General features: G+C 62.2%; 17 protein-coding genes. 8 read left to right on the top strand and 9 right to left on the bottom strand.

What is annotated here, in order from left to right; genetic code table 11:
- The first annotated feature begins 115 nt into the window (after positions 1 to 115).
- The 4 genes from HUTA_RS06400 to HUTA_RS06385 all read left to right on the top strand — a co-directional run bounded on the left by HUTA_RS06400 (position 116) and on the right by HUTA_RS06385 (position 2,825).
- Complete coding sequence (locus HUTA_RS06400) at positions 116 to 673, top strand: TasA family protein (protein ID WP_218915306.1); 558 nt, start codon at positions 116 to 118, stop codon at positions 671 to 673.
- Between the two features lie 33 nt (positions 674 to 706).
- Positions 707 to 1,267 carry a signal peptidase I gene (locus HUTA_RS06395; protein WP_342626758.1) on the top strand — a complete coding sequence of 187 codons (561 nt, stop codon included), beginning with the start codon at positions 707 to 709 and terminating at the stop codon, positions 1,265 to 1,267.
- On the top strand, positions 1,264 to 2,328 hold the full coding sequence (locus HUTA_RS06390; RefSeq protein WP_015789061.1) for a SipW-dependent-type signal peptide-containing protein: 1,065 nt from the start codon (positions 1,264 to 1,266) through the stop codon (positions 2,326 to 2,328). Before HUTA_RS06395 ends, HUTA_RS06390 begins: the two co-directional genes overlap by 4 nt.
- 131 nt (positions 2,329 to 2,459) lie before the next feature.
- Complete coding sequence (locus tag HUTA_RS06385; RefSeq protein WP_049941220.1) at positions 2,460 to 2,825, top strand: hypothetical protein; 366 nt, start codon at positions 2,460 to 2,462, stop codon at positions 2,823 to 2,825.
- A 24-nt stretch (positions 2,826 to 2,849) separates the two neighbouring features.
- Here HUTA_RS06385 and HUTA_RS06380 read toward each other — a convergent pair whose 3' ends face one another.
- Entirely contained in the window at positions 2,850 to 4,466 is a 1,617-nt protein-coding gene (locus tag HUTA_RS06380; RefSeq protein WP_015789059.1) for an MATE family efflux transporter, read from the bottom strand.
- A gap of 127 nt (positions 4,467 to 4,593) precedes the next feature.
- Here HUTA_RS06380 and cofH point away from each other — a divergent pair, with 127 nt between their 5' ends.
- Both cofH and HUTA_RS06370 read left to right on the top strand, forming a co-directional pair.
- Positions 4,594 to 5,958, top strand: a complete 1,365-nt coding sequence (cofH, locus tag HUTA_RS06375) for a 7,8-didemethyl-8-hydroxy-5-deazariboflavin synthase subunit CofH (protein ID WP_015789058.1) — start codon at positions 4,594 to 4,596, stop codon at positions 5,956 to 5,958.
- A gap of 252 nt (positions 5,959 to 6,210) precedes the next feature.
- Positions 6,211 to 6,861: a helix-turn-helix domain-containing protein gene (locus HUTA_RS06370; protein ID WP_015789057.1), complete on the top strand. Its 651-nt coding sequence runs from the start codon at positions 6,211 to 6,213 to the stop codon at positions 6,859 to 6,861.
- A 55-nt stretch (positions 6,862 to 6,916) separates the two neighbouring features.
- Here HUTA_RS06370 and HUTA_RS06365 read toward each other — a convergent pair whose 3' ends face one another.
- The 3 genes from HUTA_RS06365 to cofG form a co-directional block, all read right to left on the bottom strand.
- Positions 6,917 to 7,345, bottom strand: coding sequence for a DUF7577 domain-containing protein (locus tag HUTA_RS06365; protein WP_015789056.1), 429 nt, complete (start codon positions 7,343 to 7,345; stop codon positions 6,917 to 6,919).
- A 233-nt stretch (positions 7,346 to 7,578) separates the two neighbouring features.
- On the bottom strand, positions 7,579 to 9,531 hold the full coding sequence (locus HUTA_RS06360; RefSeq protein WP_143920339.1) for an ABC transporter substrate-binding protein: 1,953 nt from the start codon (positions 9,529 to 9,531) through the stop codon (positions 7,579 to 7,581).
- Between the two features lie 206 nt (positions 9,532 to 9,737).
- Positions 9,738 to 10,826 (bottom strand): 7,8-didemethyl-8-hydroxy-5-deazariboflavin synthase subunit CofG, encoded by a 1,089-nt coding sequence (gene cofG / locus HUTA_RS06355; protein WP_049941427.1) that lies wholly within the window; start codon positions 10,824 to 10,826, stop codon positions 9,738 to 9,740.
- Between the two features lie 127 nt (positions 10,827 to 10,953).
- On the opposite strand from cofG, the gene HUTA_RS06350 reads away from it, so the two are divergent.
- Positions 10,954 to 11,139, top strand: coding sequence for a hypothetical protein (locus tag HUTA_RS06350; RefSeq protein WP_015789053.1), 186 nt, complete (start codon positions 10,954 to 10,956; stop codon positions 11,137 to 11,139).
- A 17-nt stretch (positions 11,140 to 11,156) separates the two neighbouring features.
- Here the strand turns inward: HUTA_RS06350 and cofC are convergent, their stop codons facing one another.
- The 4 genes from cofC to HUTA_RS06330 all read right to left on the bottom strand — a co-directional run bounded on the left by cofC (position 11,157) and on the right by HUTA_RS06330 (position 14,679).
- Positions 11,157 to 11,765: a 2-phospho-L-lactate guanylyltransferase gene (gene cofC / locus HUTA_RS06345; protein WP_015789052.1), complete on the bottom strand. Its 609-nt coding sequence runs from the start codon at positions 11,763 to 11,765 to the stop codon at positions 11,157 to 11,159.
- Positions 11,766 to 12,542, bottom strand: a complete 777-nt coding sequence (locus HUTA_RS06340; RefSeq protein WP_015789051.1) for a hypothetical protein — start codon at positions 12,540 to 12,542, stop codon at positions 11,766 to 11,768. It lies immediately after the preceding gene.
- The gene (locus HUTA_RS06335; protein ID WP_015789050.1) at positions 12,520 to 13,698 is read right to left on the bottom strand and encodes a tubulin/FtsZ family protein; all 1,179 of its coding nucleotides are present in this window, start codon (positions 13,696 to 13,698) and stop codon (positions 12,520 to 12,522) included. The genes HUTA_RS06340 and HUTA_RS06335 overlap by 23 nt, the downstream gene beginning before the upstream one ends.
- 105 nt (positions 13,699 to 13,803) lie before the next feature.
- Complete coding sequence (locus tag HUTA_RS06330) at positions 13,804 to 14,679, bottom strand: complex I NDUFA9 subunit family protein (protein ID WP_015789049.1); 876 nt, start codon at positions 14,677 to 14,679, stop codon at positions 13,804 to 13,806.
- A 123-nt stretch (positions 14,680 to 14,802) separates the two neighbouring features.
- On the opposite strand from HUTA_RS06330, the gene tmk reads away from it, so the two are divergent.
- Positions 14,803 to 15,402, top strand: a complete 600-nt coding sequence (gene tmk, locus HUTA_RS06325; RefSeq protein ID WP_015789048.1) for a dTMP kinase — start codon at positions 14,803 to 14,805, stop codon at positions 15,400 to 15,402.
- An 84-nt stretch (positions 15,403 to 15,486) separates the two neighbouring features.
- Here tmk and HUTA_RS15550 read toward each other — a convergent pair whose 3' ends face one another.
- The gene (locus HUTA_RS15550; protein ID WP_015789047.1) at positions 15,487 to 15,624 is read right to left on the bottom strand and encodes a hypothetical protein; all 138 of its coding nucleotides are present in this window, start codon (positions 15,622 to 15,624) and stop codon (positions 15,487 to 15,489) included.
- Positions 15,625 to 15,631 lie beyond the last annotated feature (7 nt).

Raw genomic sequence — 15,631 nt, 5'->3', positions numbered from 1 at the left:
AAGATCTTCTGGATAGTTGAGTACGATACAATTCAGAGAAACGACGGCAAGACACACTCGCGTAATGTCGGACGAGGGAAAGAAAGTCACCCGGCGACGGCTGCTCGGCGGTCTCGTGACCGTCGGTGCCGCCAGTGCCGCCGCCGGGGCAGGGACGATGGCACTTTTCTCCGATACTGAATCCAGCACTGGGAACACTGTACAAGCCGGCACACTGAATCTCTCGTTCGACAGCGGCGGCTCGTTCGCGTTCAGTGGGAATCTAAAACCGAACGAAACGACTACGAAAAGCGTGACGCTGGTTAGTGACGGATCGCTCTCGGGATCGCTTGATGTCGACGTGGATTACACCGAAGACGACGGCAACACCGGGAATCACGACAAGACGGCCCAGGAGTTCGCCCAGAACCTGGAAGTCCAGACCCTCGATTACGATAACACTGATCTCACCGGAAGGATAGATGGTGGCTCGCCACCTACGCTTTTTGACCTCAAATATAATGATCAGACCTCGGGGGAAGCGACACCGAACGATCTAACGGACCTGCCAGATCCTGGCGACGGAACGACTTTTACTGTCGGCTTCAAACTGAAGGACGTCAAGAACAAGTTCCAGGGCGATGGCGTGGCGGTTACGTTCGACTTCCATCTGAACCAGAATGACAGTCAGTAACCGGATAGCGAGCGCACACGACGGTGATCGGTCGTGAGTCGATCACTGCCGGCCGTGCGCGCGATCGACTGGCGGCGGACTGGCAAACTTCTCGGAACGGTGTTGTTCATCGCCGTCGTCCTTCTGTTCGTCTCGATCGCGATCCCCCAGATCGTTGGCGCTGACCAGAGTTACGTTGTCCAATCCGACAGTATGTCGCCGACGATCGATGCGGGATCGGTCGTATACGTGGCTGATGTCACTCCCGACCGATTGTCCGAGAACGAGATAATCACGTACCGTCGTGGATCCGAGAATCCGGTGACACATCGGATCGTGGAGGTCGTTGAGCGCGATGGTCAAGAGTTGTACCGCACGAAGGGCGACGCGAACGAGGGGCCCGATCCGACTCTTGTCTCGGCGGATCAGGTCATCGGTCGGGTTGCTTTTTCGATTCCGTATATGGGGTACGTCGTCGCGTTCGCCGGCACGGATCTTGGTATCGCGTTACTGATTATTGTCCCTGCGTTGCTGTTGGCAGCGACTGAGCTATGGGAATTGTTTGTAGCCCGGGATGAGGACGAACCGGAACGTACAGAGGGTGAAACCGGATGACTGTCCCGCTTCGGTCCTTTGCGGCTGTACTCTGTGTGGTCCTATTCGTGACGGCTGGTAGCGCGGCCACCGTCAGTTACTTCTCAGACACCGAGCAGGCGTCCGGAACGATCCAGGCTGCGGACTCGTTCCAAGGTGGTGGTCCGGGCGGTGGTACACCGCCAGGAAAGAAGGCGTACAATGATGCCGATGGCGATGGTGAGTACGATTCTGACGAACAGACAATTAACAAGAACCGTCTTCGAGATTTCAACGATCCCGACGCTAACCTTGTCATTCCAAGCGATATCGGTTCAGTGTCACGGAACGGAAACGGTAATGTCTCGATTACGGCAAAGAGCATCACCTCATCTGCTGGTTTTGATGCCAAGAACGGTGGTATTCATCTCAATGCGACGGATGGGGAAATATCGATCAGTGCGGACTCGGTGATCGGCCAGACTGGCGACGTCACGATTGAAGCGACGAAAGACATTGATCTCAATGGGGTAACAGTTGAGAGTGATAACGGGGCGATCACCGTCAGTACTGACGGACATCTTGATCTGGATAATGCACATCTATCGAGTAATTGTGACATATACCTACAGGCACAGACGATCACTGCCCAGTCAACCACTATCGATTCCGGGAGAGCTATCGACATCACTGCTGATTCCGATCTGGATATCGACGACGCGACACTTACGAGCTCAGGGAGCTATGATATAGATCTACAGGCACAAACGGTCACGGCCCGCTATGCGTCCGTACAGGCATCGAACGGTGGCACTGTCTTGAACGCCACTAGCGGAACACTCGATGCGACTGGTGCGGACATGACCGGTGGAAACGCAGGGATCGTGCTTGAATCGGTCGGATCGATGTGGCTGAACGATTCCACACTCACGACGCAGAACGGTGATGTGACCGCGGATCTCGGGACTAGCGCTACAACGCTGTACGTGGACAACACGGATATCGAGTACACCAATACTCTTGTCTACGATCCTGCTGATATCTCCATCGTGGGAACTCCGAAACAGGGGCTTGGCGCTGTCAGCCCAAGTTCGAATCCCTGACTAGCCAGAAACAGTGGGAACATTCGTATATCACACCATTTTGGCAATGGGTACTCATTCTCAACTCATTAAATATCGCCACTGATACTTGCATCGCCAACGATTAGGGCTGTCAGTTCAATTAGTAAATGATGGCAACGGCCCGCCCTGAATGGCTCCACCTGGATGGCTCTCCCTTCGAAGAGGATTCCTTCCGCAACGTGTGGTTGCTCGCGCTGGCGACCTACGGCGTCGGCGACATCGTCACGACGATCACGATCGCCTATTTCAGCCGGATCCACGTCGAGGCGAACCCGATCGTCAACCTCTCGATCGATCTCTTCGGCGGCGGCGGTTTCCTGGCGATGAAGTTACTCGTGTTCTATCTCTGTCTCGGGATCAGCATCTGGGCCGGCCGCCTCGAAGACGATCGCCTGCTGTTTTACGGGCCGCCGATCTTCCTCGCCCTCGTCGGCACGGTGATCACGGGGATCAACCTCGGGTTGCTGTTTTCCTGAACGCCGCTGTCCCGAATTCGCGACTTACGAGACCGCCTCGTCGGCGTCGAGGGCCGGTTCGTCGATGTATCGCTCTTTCCAGGTCCCCCGGAGGAACCACGCGACGCCAAGGACTGCGCCGACGATGTTGCCAAGCGCCATCCCGACCCAGACGCCGGTCGCGCCCCACTCGAAGACGAACACGAGGGCGTAGACGCTGGTAACGCGGCCGACCCACAGGGTCATGATCGAGATGACCATCGCCGTCCGGGTGTTGCCGGCTCCCCGGAACGCCCCGAGGATCACCTGCGTGACACCGATGAACGTGAACTCGACCGAGCGGATCCGGACGTACTCGACGCCGTTTGCGATCGTCGCGGCCGCGTCGGGCACGTCGCCCATGAACGCGCCGACGATCGGCTCGGTGAACACGACGGCGACGACGGCCACGACCGCCATGACTCCTGCCCCCGTCCCGGCGGCCAGCCAGGTCGCCCGGGACGCCCGGTCCGGCCGGTTGGCTCCCAGATTCTGGCCCACCATGGTGTCGATCGCCCGGCCCAGCCCCATCGCCGGCAGGAAGACCAGCGAGATGAGCCGGTTGCCCAGGCCGTAGGCGGCGACGACTGGCGGCGTGAACGTGACGATCATGGCCGTCAGCGTGATCATCGCCAGGGCGCTGGTCGATTGCTCGACCATGCTCGGGGTTCCCAATCGAATGATATCTCTGATGACCGGGAAATCGGGCCGCAGATGCTCGAACGTGACGGCGGGGCCGATGCCCGTGCCGAACAGCAGCCAGAGGCCGATCGCCGTGCCGACGCCTCGAGAGAGGATCGTCGCCAGTGCTGCGCCTTCGATACCGAGGCCGGTAAAGCCAGTCGCGGCTTCCAGGGTCGCTTCCAGGCCGCCGAGGCCGACCCACTCGAACAGGGGATTGCCGGCAAATCCGAAGATGAAGAAGGGATCGAGGACGACGTTCAACCCGACGGAGACCACCATCACGAACATCGGGGTCCGCGTGTCGCCGTACCCTCGCATGAGCGCCGAGAAGATGAAAAACCCGAACATCAGCGGAATCCCCATGAAGATGACCTCCATGTAATCAGCCGCCAGCGGGATGACCGACGCCGACGTCTCGGGATCGCTCGGGAGGAGTTCGAGCGCTGGGCGGGTGTAGAAGTACCCGACGACCCCGATCACGACCGACAGCAATCCGACGAACGAGACGGTCTGGCCGGTCACGTGGCCGGCTGACCGCTCACCCTTCGCACCGGTGTACTGGGCGACGAGGATCGCCCCGGCGGTCGTAAAGCCGCCCGCGACGGCGATCAGCAGGAAGATCAGCGGAAAGGCGAGACTGATCGCGCCGACGGCGTCCGCCGAGAGTCGGCCGAGCCACAGCGTGTCGGCGATGTTGTAGGTGACCTGCAACAGCTGAATGACGACGATCGGCCAGGCCAGGCCGATCAGCGGCCGGATGAGGCTCCCCTGGGTGATCGAGTCACCCGAGTCGTCCCCATCGCTCGGGTCGGCTGTGGACTCGGGACCGTCCGAGTCGAGGTCCGGCCCGTCGTCATTCGGGTCTGGCCCCTTGGCGGACGATGATGATGGGTCAGTCCCACTGCCGTCCGACTTGTCACTGGGGGGACGATCGTTCACTGCTCTCCCCGATGTTCGGCCACTCAATCAACGTTGTGATCCCGGAGCACGCAGACCGCGTCGTCGACGCCGGCCACGTTCGACGCGAACAGTGGCGTTATGCCCCCCGACGCCCGGTGTGGTAACGATGGCCGCTTTCGAACCGGAGACGAACGTCCCCCGGGACGAGTTCGACTTCGAGATCCGACCGACGAGCGACCAGTCCTTCGCGGACGCCCTCCGGAGGGCCCGGGACGGCAGCCGGCTGACCGTCGCGGACGCGATCGAACTTCTGACGACCGGGAGCGACGCGCCGGGGATCGACCGCGAGCGCAAGGAGGCCGTCCTCGAGGCCGCTGATCGCCGGCGTGCCGAGGTCGTCGGCGAGGAGGTCACTGTCGTCGCCAACCTCAACAACAACGTCACGACCGCCTGTGATACGGGGTGTCTGTTCTGTAACTTCAAGGATAGCGCCGAACAGTTCCGTGCCGACCGACCGGACGATCACCCGGGCTTTACGAAGACGCCTGCAGAGTCCCGCGAGATCGTCGCCGAGGCGGTCGAGCGCGGCATTTACGAAGTGACGTCCGTCTCGGGGCTCCACCCTGCCTTCGCCTTGGACGAGGAGCACCGCGAGCTGCTGGAGGCCGTCGATCCCGCGGACCGGGGGACGGTGAACTACCGCCCGCCCGACGCCTACACAACCGACCCCGGCACGTACGTCGAACAGATCGAGGCGATGTCCGTCGGGGACGTTCACGTTCACTCGATGACCCCGGAAGAGGCCGCCCACGCCCGTCGTGGCACTGACTGGGACTATCGCGAGGTCTACCGTCGGCTCGCCGATGCCGGGCTGGACAGCGTCCCCGGCACCGCTGCCGAGATCCTCGTCGACGAAGTTCGGGACGTGATCTGTCCCGCCAAGATCGACACCGGCGAGTGGCTCGCGGCGATGGAAGCTGCCGCCGACGTGGGACTCGACGTCACGTCGACGATCATGTACGGCCACGTCGAGAACGAGGCCCACCGGGCGCTCCACCTGAAACGGGTCCGTGATCTCCAGGACCGAACGGGCGCGATCACGGAGTTCGTTCCGCTCTCCTTTGTCCACCCGAACACGCCGCTGGCGGAGAACGGCATGGTCGACAGCGGGGCGACCCGATCGGAGGACGAACTCATGATCGCCGTTTCGCGACTCTTCCTCGACAATATCGAGCACATTCAATCGTCATGGGTCAAGTACGGCGACGAGTTCGGGCTGAAACTGCTGTCCTGCGGTGCCGACGATTTCATGGGGACGATCCTCTCCGAGGAGATCACCGCGCGCGCTGGCGGGGACTTCGGCCAGTATCGCTCGTTCGCGGATTACGACGAACTCATCCGGTCGGTCGGTCGCCGGCCCGTCGAGCGCTCGACGGATTACCGACAGCGAGAGCCGATCCGCGGTGAGCCACCGGGCCCCCGACTCGGCCCGCAAGCCGACGGGACGCCACTGCTCGATGACAGTGCTTGATCGAGCGCCCGTGTGCGAAGCATCGACATCTCGGGGTGACCAGTCTCGGCACGGAGTGTTTGCCGACAGTATCACTACTCGGGTTATTGCCCTCCAGATCGACCGAGTGCGTCACGATCGAACAGGGACGCCGAGGTAAAATTGCGTGTCAGAGGCGCCACCCCGGCACTAAATATAACGGGGCCGAGACAGTGAAATATTGGTGCCTCACATCCGAGGTGGATTTAAATATTCGGCCGAACACCGACGTGTATGCGGTATCTCCGCGCGGTGTTCACCAAGGACGGCGGGGCGATACATCCCTGGGGAGAGACGTTGGCTCGGGACGAATCGGTGCTTCGGGGGCCGATGTACGTGATGGAGATGGTCGACGACGAGGTCGCGAAAATGCTCTGCCGGGTCTATGGCGATGTCGAGCATGGCTTTGGGCTAACCCGTGATCACCCGCTTGTCAGGACTGCAACGCTTGTGGACGCTGCTCGTGGGCTGCTCTCGTTGCGCGTCGAGATGCCGACCGAACCACGACAGATGCTCCGGTTCCAGCGAGAGACTGACATCATCCTGGTGATGCCCCTCCAGTTTCGCCAGACGGACGGCGCGCCGGTCGCGACACTACTCGGCGACGACGAGTCCTTCGACGACTCACTGGACGCTGTCCCGGCGGCTGTCGACGTCGAACTGCTCGAGACGGGCGAATACGAACCCGAACCTGACGATCCGATTGCGTCCCTGACGCCGACCCAGCAGCGGGTGCTGTTGAGCGCTGTCGAGGAGGGCTACTACGAGTGCCCGCGCGAGGCGACACAGGATGAGCTGGCCGATGCTGTCGATCTCGCGCCGGGCACCGTCGGTGAACACCTCCGGAAGATCGAGTCGCGAGTGTTCTCACATCTCGTCGAATGACGCTGGCCCACCGTTTCGATCACCCGTCTACCGACCCGGTCACGCGACGCCATCTTCAGGGTCGTGGTAGCTTGGTCGAACACTCCCCACAATAGGAGTAGGACGTGTCGTTCGTCGCCCCGCATTCGGGACAGCGAAGGTACAGCTCGCCGTCTTCGTAGGCCGTGGTCGGCTCGCGGTCGGCTTCTCGGCCGTTCCGGTCGGGGAGACCCCCGTGAGATTGATCGGGCTGCGTTCCCCACGACGAGGTGGCGGGCAACGTATTTCGCCAGCCGCTTTTCCAGCTGGCCACGCCACCGGCTGCGAACAGTACGATACTGCCGGCGACGAACGCGATGTCGACTGTCGTCAGGTTCGCCAGCGACCGCTCCGGCGGGGCGAGAAACGGCCCGACGCCCCCGAGAACGAACAGGGTGACACCTGCCATGTAACAGCCGAGGGCGAGCGCCTGCCAGGCCAACGCCGATCGGAGTGACTCGCGCATGTCTCTCACTGACGGGCCGAACCAGTATCAAAGTGGCCGTCAGCACAGCGCTTGGGGCGCGAGCACTGCGCGAGACCGCTCGTCGGCGGTGTCTTTGACGAAGGTGGCGTCCAAATTCAGTGACGCGTGTCACCCGCGCCCCTGTCGCGCTGTATCGCATCCGGGTACTCGACCAATCCGAACGGAGCCGTGTTTTTTCGTGGACGGGTCGCTTGCTCGCCTTGCCCCCCGCTTCACTCTTGGCCGCCCTGCCACTGCATCTCGCCCTCCCGTGGAGCGTAAAAGCACGGCCATTTGACGTTGCCGGCCAAAGAGTCAGGATCGGGCGCAGAGAGATTGTTCGTGCTGATGAACGACTGCTCCAGCTTTTCGACGATCGGTATCATCGGTAGATCCTGATGGGAAACCCACGCGAGTTCCTCGACGATCGGCTTGACGTCGTCGCCACGAGCCATCGAGAGATCCGCGAGGTGCTGCTGGACATCGACCGACATGGTGCCGTCTCCGTCCATGGCGGGAACCGTGATCTCGGTGCCTTCCTCGCCACCGGGGTAGCTGTGAGCGTTGCCGTAGGCTCGCCCGAACACCCAGTCCAGCGGGAAATACGGGAACGACGACCGTGCGTAACCCGACGACCACGGGCGGGCAGCCATCTTGAACTCGCCGCTGGCGACAATCCTATAGATGTTGTTGACGCGGTTCAGTCGTGCGTCGAACCCGGCCTGGGTTAGCTGGGAAACCGTTGCCTGGATCACCGTCACCCAGTCACTCCAGCTACCCGGCACTGAGATGTCGAAGGAAACGGTGTCGCCGTCCATCGCCCAGATACCGTTGGCGTTTTTCTCGTAGCCGGCGTCTTGCATGCGTTCGGCGGCTTTCGCTTTGCCTCCCTGCATTGGGCCGAACGTCCCATCGACGTCAATCCATTCATCCTGCACGCTCGCGGAGATCGCGGCTGGGGTCGGGAATGCCGTCTTGACCCGCGGACCACCGGCGCTCCGGACAGCTTCGCGGCTAATCGCATGCGTGATGGCCTGGCGAACCGGTCGCTTTGAAATGTGGGGCGCGGTGTCCGGATCGTGCTGGGGCAGTAGCCCGACGCCCCAGTTGCCGGGGAAGTTGTACTCCTGCCAGTGATCCGGGAGCTCCGCTTTGACATTCGCCGGGGTGAACGCACTCATCACCGTGTCCACCTCATCGGCTAACATCGCGTCCCACTTGGCCTGGTTCCCCGGGTAGGTCCGGAACCGGTACCGCTCGAAGTTGACGTTATCGGCGTCCGGGTGCTCGGGGTTGCGTTCCATGAGGTACTGCTCGGAGTCCTTCCTCATTTGGCCGAAGATACCCGAGACGTAGTGGGGCTCGTTGGGTTCCATGGCCTGAATATCTCTGCCGACGCCCTCTTCGCCGTCTACCCAAAAGCGCTGATAGAACTCGTCGTACGGTGGTGCCATTTTGGCCTGTTGCAACTGCGAGAAGATCGAAAACTCGAGGATCGTCTTGTTGACAGACTTCTTCGTCTCGATCACGAGGGTTTTGTCGTCGGGTTCGTCGAACGATTCGAAGATCTCCGAGAACGGTGCCCCGGTCGCGAGATTCATCACGATGTTGGCCTTGACATCCTCGGCCGTCACCTCGTCCCCGTCCTCGTATTTATGTGGATCACGGATGTCCAGCGTGATTGTCGTCCCGTCAATCGACCAGTTATCGATGAGGCGGGGGATCCAGACGTTGTTCTCCAGATCATACTGCACAAAGCGCTCGTAGGCAGCCCACCGCCCCCAAATGTATGGCCAGCCCGCGTACTGGGAGTTCCAGTCCAGCATGTCCATCGAACGGGCGTCGACGGAGTCAACCGTGACGTCGTAAACCGTCTCATCGTCCGCTTCCTCGTTCGTCTCTTCCTCCGTCTCTCTTCCTTCCTCAGTCGTCTCTTCCGCTTCGGTTTCAGTCGGTGTGTCGGACTCGGTTTCAGTCGGTGTGTCCGTGTCAGTCTCCGTCGGCGTGTCGGTCTCTGTCGGTGTGTTCGTGTCTGTTGTCGTCGGTGTGTCCGTTTCAGTTCCTGTCGGCGTGCTCGTGGGTGTCTCCGTGTTCCCATCATCGTCCGGCCCCAGCGTGGTGCATCCTGCCCCGGCACTCACTCCGACCCCCGCGAGACTGAGGAACAATCGTCGCGTCGTCTGCATATCTGTCCCCAGGGCTCTGTCTCGTGATGAGTCGGTCTCTTGTTGGTTTGCCGGGTCGGATTGCTCCACACTGGACACTTTTTTGTCCTCCCGTGATGCTGCCGGGTGAACGTCGTCATCTGTCGCCATGATGGATTATCCTCTCACAACATCGGTTTGAAACTATCGGAAATCTGTTTCTCGCCACTCGCCGAGCAATCCTGCTTTCAGGTCCCTGTTTCGTCCGTCGATGTCACTGTCGAGACCGTTGCCAATACCTGCTCGCTCAGCCAGTCTTCGTCCACGTAGCGATCGTAGACCGGTAACCGCTCGCGTAGCGGGACACCCGCATCGTCTGCGATCGCGCGGAGTTCGTCCAGTGCCGGCCAGGCGTAGTCGGGATTGACGTGGTCATCGGTGACCGGGGAGACACCGCCAAGATCGTCGACGCCGCAGTCGAGCAGGTCGCGCGTCCGGGCCAGATTCGGCGGGACCTGGACGCTGACCGTCTCTGGCAATCCCGCCCGTGCCATCGCGACCGTCCGGCGCATCGTCTCCAGACTCGGCGGCTCGCGATCCCAGCGTTCGTTCGGCGAAACGGGCTGGACGATCACCTCCTGGACGTGGTTGTACCGCTCGTGGAGGGCAGCGATTGCCAGCAGGCTCTCGGCGCGATCCGCCCAGTCCTCGCCGATGCCGACCAGAATCCCGGTTGTGAAAGGCACGCCGAGTTCCCCTGCCGTCCGGATCGTTGCGAGTCGTTGGCCCGGCTCTTTGCGGCGCGAACCCGAGTGGGCCTCAAGATCGGCGGTTGTCTCTAGCATCACACCCATGCTCGCGTTCAGATCGGCGACTTCGGCCATCTGCTCGCGGGTCTGATCGCCCGGATTGGCGTGGGGCAGCAGTCCCTCCTCCAGCGCGATCTCGCAGGCCTCCCGGAGATAGGTGTGAATCGAGTCGTGGCCCCACTCGGCGAGTTGGTCGTAGATTGCGTCGTAGCGGTCGTCGGGATCGTCGCCGAAGGTAAAGAGGGCTTCCGTACAGCCGGCGTCGGCCCCCTCCCGGCAGATCTCGCGGACGTCTTCGGGCGAAAGCAACGAGGCCTGGCCCGGCGGATCGTAGTACGTACAGTAGGTGCAGGTGTACCGGCAGGCCGTCGTCAATGGGATGAAGACATTTCTGGCAAAGGAGAGGTGGTCGGGGCCGCCGTCCTCGCCGGGTCCGGCGACGTCCTCGGGGCCGACCGACAGCAGTCGCTCGCGCTCGGCCGGATCGATCGTGACGTCGACGTCGTATTCCTCGGCCCCGGGGATCACGTCCGGGTTTCGGATCACGTCGGTCAAAAACGTTCTGTCGACGGCAGTCGCGAACGTCGAACTGCAACGCTGAATTGCGCTGAAATAGCCATATTTATACTCGATCCGGTCAGGACATTACTCTGAGATGGAACGAAACGCGGAGCTCCTTTTTGCCGTCAGCATCTATCTCGTGTTAGTGTCGATATTATTTAAAATACCGAAGGAAAACCTGGGCCTGTCAGTGCTTTTCCTGACGATGAGTGCAGCCACACTACTTGCGGGGATCAACGTCGAGAAGCGGTTCGTGGAGATCAACTGGCGAGATCTTTGACGGGACGACAGCGGCGGTCACCGCTGGACGCTGACACGGCCCTCGTCCATCGAGAGGTCGAATCCGTGTTCGCGAAGCCACGCCGCCGCCCGGCCCTCACCATGTAACAGCACCTCGGCGAGGTCGTCGGGTTCGTCGACGTCACTCGCCAGCCGGAAGGAGTCGACCTCGACAGTGTCCGCGCCGATTTCCTCGGCGATCGATCGGTGGTCCGTGATCGAGGCGTCGTGATAGTCGACGCGGAAGTCGTGATGGCGGGCCACGAACGCGTTGGTTCCGCCGCCACGGCCCGGGGCCAGGACGACCTCGCCGCCGGCCCTGAACAGTCGATCCAGTGCGTCAGGCGTCACAAGCGCCAGATCGGCCATAACGACTGCGACCGGTCCGTCAGCCACCGCCAGTTGGTCGTTCACGGCCGCGTCGAGCGACCGTTCGTCGACGACGACGGGCCATTCGCACTCGACGTCAGTCGTCGCGAGGATCGTCGGCTCGAAGCTGATGGATTCGATCGTCTCCGCGACGTCTGCAAGCATCGCGCGTGCGAAATCCCGTCGCTCCGGAGCGTCGAGAACGGGGGCCAAACGGGTTTTCGGATCGCGACCGTCGAACGGAACGACGACGTGCATCTACCGGAGTTTGTCGTAGTCGTTCTGCTGGGAGCGCCAGTAGTAGATCCCGCCACCGATCAGCGCGAGCACGACGAGTGCGCCCACACCGTACAGGACCAGCTGGGTGGTCTGGGCGGACTGCTTGGCGGATTCGGCCGTGTCTTTCGCATCCTCAGCGAGGCTGCGAGCTTGCTGGAAGTTCTCGCCGCCGCCGTTGAAGACGCCGATCGCGTTGTCGAGTGTGTCACGGGCGTCCTGGCTGCTTGCGTTCTCGACAGCTGTACTCGCCTCGTCGAGCAACGCGCGAGTTTGGCTACTGTTTTCCGTGTAGTGATGGATCGAGATAGTCTCGATGTCGTTTTCGTTGTTCCCTTCGATCCGGGTGAAGTCGGCCCCGACGAACGACTGTGGCGGATCATAGGAGAACGTCTCGACCGGGGGAACGTCCCCGGTGATCGAGACGTCGATACGGTCGAGGTTCTCATCGCTGGTGATCGGTACCTCGAAACTCGTCGAACCGTCGAAGCGGGTCGTATTTTCGTCTCCGCTGGGTGTGATTTTCGTGACTTCCCAGCCGGTCACGTTCCGGAGTTCGGTCGTCCCGTTGAGCGTCCACTCCGACGAGGGCTCGTAGACCGCAGAAATCGTCGCCGAGACAGTGATTTCTTCGCCGACCTGTGCCTCTGCTGGTGCGTCCGGTGAGACGGAGACGGCTGTAACGACGCCGACCCCGGCGAACGCGACCATCAGCACCGCCAGTAGGGTGACCCCCTTAGAAGAGCGGATCCAACTCATCTTCATCATCTTCTACCAACGCCTCTAAGTTCTCTTCGCTTTCGTCCCGGATGTCGTCGATGTTGTCCTGGGCCTCGATGGCGACCTGCTGGAGCTCCTTGATCCGGGGGACGTTGTGGACCCCAGAGAGCAGGATGACGCTTGCGACGTATCCCGAATCGGAGACGGGGTAGTCCCCGCCCCGGACTTCCATGCTGCCGGTCTGCTCTTCGAGCCACTTTCGCCCGCGTTCGATACCCTTCCGATTGAGGTGGCCGGGTGGCCCCGAGAGTACGAGCAGCGCGCGCTCGGACCCGTCGATCTCACAGGGCAGCGTCAGCCGGCCAAGTGCGGCCTTTCGGACCAGCGACGTGATGCGGTTGGTCGTGTTCGCCGACTCCATCGAGTCCGCGGAATCGTCGCCGCGGAACCGCGAGAGCAATCCGCTGGAATCGTCGAGATCGACCTCCTCGGCCGCGTACCCGACTGTCGAGACGCCACCGCCCGCGAGCGTGTTGATGATCTCGCTGGAGTCGACGACGCTCTCGGCGACCTCGCCGCCGTGTTCGACTTCACCTGCGCCAAAGAGGATACCAAAGCGTTTGACGATCTCGTCGTTGATCTCCGCGTAGCCCGCCTCCATGGACTCGCCTGTTTTCCGCCAGGCGTCGTTGTCGAAGACGAGGAGATTGTCCACTTCCCGGACGAACGTCTGGAACGACCGGGCGGCGTTGAGCGTGTAGATGCCACCCTCGTCGCTGCCGGGCAGGATCCCGAGGCCGTAGACCGGCTCGGTGTAGATCCGCTTCAAGTGTTTGGCGAGAACCGGCGACCCGCCCGAGCCCGTTCCGCCGCCGAGCCCGGCGATGATGAGGAACGCGTCGATCTCGTGGACAGGGATATTGTCGATGGCCCCCTGGATTTCGTCGATGTCCTCCTCGGCGATCTCCGCGCCGAGTTCGTTGTCCGCACCGACGCCATGCCCCTTGACCCGCGCCTGTCCGATCAGGACCCGGTTCTCCTCTGGGACGCGTTCGAGGCCGAGCAAATCAGCCTTAGCGGTGTTGACCGCGACCGCCGACCGGACAATCCCGCTGCCCGTCCTGTCGTCGTACTCCAGGAACTTGTCGACGATCTTCCCGCCGGCCTGCCCGAAGCCGATCATCGCGAGTTTCATAAGTGTGCCTCTTGGCGTGAAAACAGTCGGAATGTGCGTATAAGCTTTTTGCCCCGTTCCCGAGCCTGATACTCAGAAACAGGAAGCTGCCGGCCACGTGCCCCTTCAGACGCCGTCGAGGTAGTCTTCGAGCGTGAACAGCACGTCGGGTTCGGTGCCGAAGGCCGTCACGTCGTTGTCAGCAGTGGTGTTGTCGAACCGCAGCGAGCGGTACTGGTCTTTCCCCATCGGGAACCCGGGGATCGCCCCGGCGACCGAGAGGCCGACGCCGGCCAGCGCCATCGGGACGGGGACGACCGCGACCTTCCCCCGAACGAGTTTGGCGATCTGCTTGAGCGTCAGTCTCTCGGGTCCGCCGAGTTCGTAGGTTTCCCCAGCCCGCTCGTCGTCCTCGACGCAATCTGCGAGCATCGGCGCGAGGTCCTCGACCCAGATCGGCTGGAATCGCGTCTTCCCGCCGCCAGGCAGCGGCGCGACCAGCGGCGGCGTGAGCTTCTTCGTAAAGCCGACGAACTCCCCGCCGTCGCCGAAGATCACCGAGGGACGGACGATCACCCACTTCAGGGCGGACTCCCGGACGACTTCCTCGGCCCGCCCCTTCGCGCGGATGTAGTGCGTTGGCCCCTCGGGGTCGGCTCCCAGCGCGCTCATCTGGACGAAGCGCTCGACGCCTTCGTCCTCGGCGGCCGCGACCAGGTTCTCGGTGCCGCCGAGGTGGATGCGCTCGTGCATCTCGTTGCCGCCGCTCGGGATGAACAGCGGCGAGAGCGCCACCAGGTTCACGAGGACGTCCACGCCCTCGACTGCCGGTTCGATCGACGAGCGATCGGTCACGTCGCCCGCGACTGTCTCCACGCCGTCGGGAAGCACGGTCGGATCGGGATCACGCGACAGCGCCGTCACGTCGTGGCCGCGCTCGTCCAGTTCTGCACAGAGGTGTCGGCCGACGAAGCCGTCGCCGCCAGTGACAAGGACATTCATACCACGACATTTGGTCTCACGCACCCTAAACCTACGGTGGCCGGCAAGCCGGACGGGATGGTACACAGCCACTTCCTCACGACGAGCCGGCGGGCTTACGTATCCCGGGTTCGATCGATCGCTATGCTCATCACGCTCGAAGGGATCGACGGCAGCGGGAAGTCCTCCGCCTGGGAATCCTTGCGGGAGCACGCCGCCGACCTCGACCCCGATTTCACCTTCACCCGGGAGCCGACCGAGTCGTGGTATGGCGAGGCCGTCCAGCGCTCGATTCAGGAAGACGACGCCGACTCTCTCGCCGAGCTGTTCCTCTACACTGCCGACCACGCCGCCCACCTCGCGAATACGGTCCAACCAGCCCTCGACCGCGGCGAGGTCGTCGTCTCCGATCGCTACTCGGACTCGCGATATGCCTACCAGGGTGCGACGCTCGAAGACCGGCTGGACGATCCCCTCGCCTTCGTCCGGGAGATTCACGAGCCCTGGACGCGACCGCCTGACGCGACGATTTACCTCGACGTCGACGCCGAGACCGGGGCTGAGCGCAGCGGCGGGACGAACAAGTTCGAGCGCGTCGAGCACCTGCGGGCTGTTCGGGCGAACTACGAGCGACTGATCGACGATGACCCGGACCGGTTCGTCCGGATCGACGCGACTCGAGCAGCTGAAGCGGTACGGGCGGACGTTTTCGATGCGGTCGAACGGTTGCTTTCAGAACAATAACCGTTCTCGGAGTCCACTCGGACGAACGGATCTTACATCCGATCCGGCGGCTCTTGAAGCAATCACTCCGACTCACAAAGAGGACTACTTGTTCGCCTGTCCCTCAGCACTTTCGTATCCTTCCTGCATCCATCCCAGCAGGTATTTCCCGGCAAGTCCGAGCAGGGCAAGGGCGGGCAGTGCAGCGAGGGCGAGGAGGGAGAGCATCTCCGTGGTAGCCATGGCCGTG

This window comes from Halorhabdus utahensis DSM 12940 (assembly GCF_000023945.1).
In the GTDB taxonomy this organism is placed as follows: Archaea; Halobacteriota; Halobacteria; order Halobacteriales; family Haloarculaceae; genus Halorhabdus; species Halorhabdus utahensis.
This window is presented reverse-complemented; position numbering and strand designations above follow the sequence as displayed.